Source organism: Waterburya sp. (genome assembly GCF_058530065.1).
Window position 1 is genome coordinate 1 of the sequence record NZ_JBZNBU010000403.1, and the last position, 1661, is coordinate 1661.

The following is a 1661-nucleotide window of genomic DNA, read 5'->3' on the forward strand; positions in this document are numbered from 1 at the left end:
AGAACAAGCCGTACCAGATTCGACCGTTGAAGTATCTCTAGGAGTGCGTCTGGGGGTATTAACAACAGTTGGGTCGATTCCTATGTTGATACCAATAGTGGCAGCCCGTTCGACAAAAGTAACAATCGAGATACCTAAATTTAGGTCGATTTTTTCAGGGACATTATTTTTTGGTTGGCACTCACTACTTGAAGAATTGGTTTCGCCTAATTTTGGGGGAAGCATACTAGCTTCGGCACTACTTGAAGAATTAGTTTCGCCTAATTTCGGAGGAAGCAGATTAGCTTCGGCAGATTGTTCTAGCTGTTGGCTTTGGCAATTGTTGTTTGCTTCGTTAATTTCTTGTTCGGCTAATCCATGGATGCCGATTAGTTTCCCCTGAGCGTTGAGTACTGGACCGCCACTCATCCCGCCACGAGTAAAATTACTATAGACCAAATTATAGCCGCTACGGTGTTGTGAGTTGATTCCCGTCAAACTTCCCGATGTAAATTGCGCTCCCCCCTGAATTTCTTGTCCTGCTTTGGGAAATCCGTTAACGTAGACAGGCATTCCTGGCACTATGCGACTGGCAGAAGTTTCGATTTGGGCTGTTTTATAACTGCGATCGCTCCTAAAGGAAATGACTGCTAAATCTACACCATCGATTTTGTGGATGGTATTGGGGTCTAAAATATAGCCTTCTCCATCAACAGTAAAGATGGTGTGTTCGTAGTCGGGACGTTCTACTACGTGCTTGGCAGTCAACACATAATAGGTAGAATCGTTTCTGGCAACAATTACTCCCGATCCTAGGGTAGGTTCGCGATCGACACCTTCATTGCGTTCAATTTTAACTGTAATATTAGTAGCAATTTCGTTGATTTGGGTAGGCTCTAGAGCCATAACGATAGTAGGAGAAGCTACTGTAACCACAGTAATTGCGGTTGCTCCAAAAATGTAAGGAGAAAAATTCATCGGGGTAACTGTGATTTATTTTAATTGTGATTGATTACTGGTTTACTTCAGGATTGATAAACATATTGTCTGGTAATTGAGGAGTACCTGCTATTTCTACTCTTTCCAGTTGGGTTTTGACATCTGCTAAGGTTTGCTCCACTTCATCATAGATTTTGGCACTGACGGGAATTGCTTCGAGATCGCTGCTGAGGTTTTCTAATTTGCTTTTGAGTGCTTGTAATTGTTGCCAGTCATAAGTGTTCAAATTGTCGTCATTAGCTGCTTCTGCCAAAATTGGTTCTGCTCGATTTGCTATTTCTTCATATTCAGTTTTGTACTGTACGTTACGAGAACAATTGTTCAAAGTATTGCAGACACTTTCTATATTAGGGGTTAAAAAGAAAAACAATCCCCCCAATACTGCGACTGCTCCTACACCGCCAAAAACAAGCGGACTTCTAGATTTGGGTTGAGGTTCAAGTTCGGTGGGTTTGGGAGGAATAAAAGTATTTGGGACGGGCGAATCGTTGGGAATAAAAGTATTTGGCAGACCATCGAGTAAAGCCTCCATAACTTCCTGGGCTGACTGATAGCGATCGCGATGGGCTTCTGCGGACATTTTATCGATAACATTAGCCAGTTTATCGCTGACCTCAGTGTATCTGCGCCATTGCAGCTTTTCTTCCACACTGTCGTAAAAGTCTCTTGGTTGTTTGCCCGTC

At 42.9% G+C, this 1661-nt stretch carries 1 protein-coding gene and 1 pseudogene; both read right to left on the minus strand.

Going from position 1 to position 1661, the window contains the following annotated elements; translation table 11 throughout:
- The coding region (locus AC33VI_RS22860; protein WP_491784566.1) for a S1 family peptidase at window positions 1–957 on the minus strand (957 nt) is incomplete at its 3' end.
- Between the two features lie 34 nt (window positions 958–991).
- A pseudogene (locus AC33VI_RS22865) lies at window positions 992–1661 on the minus strand (hypothetical protein); the annotation flags it as partial.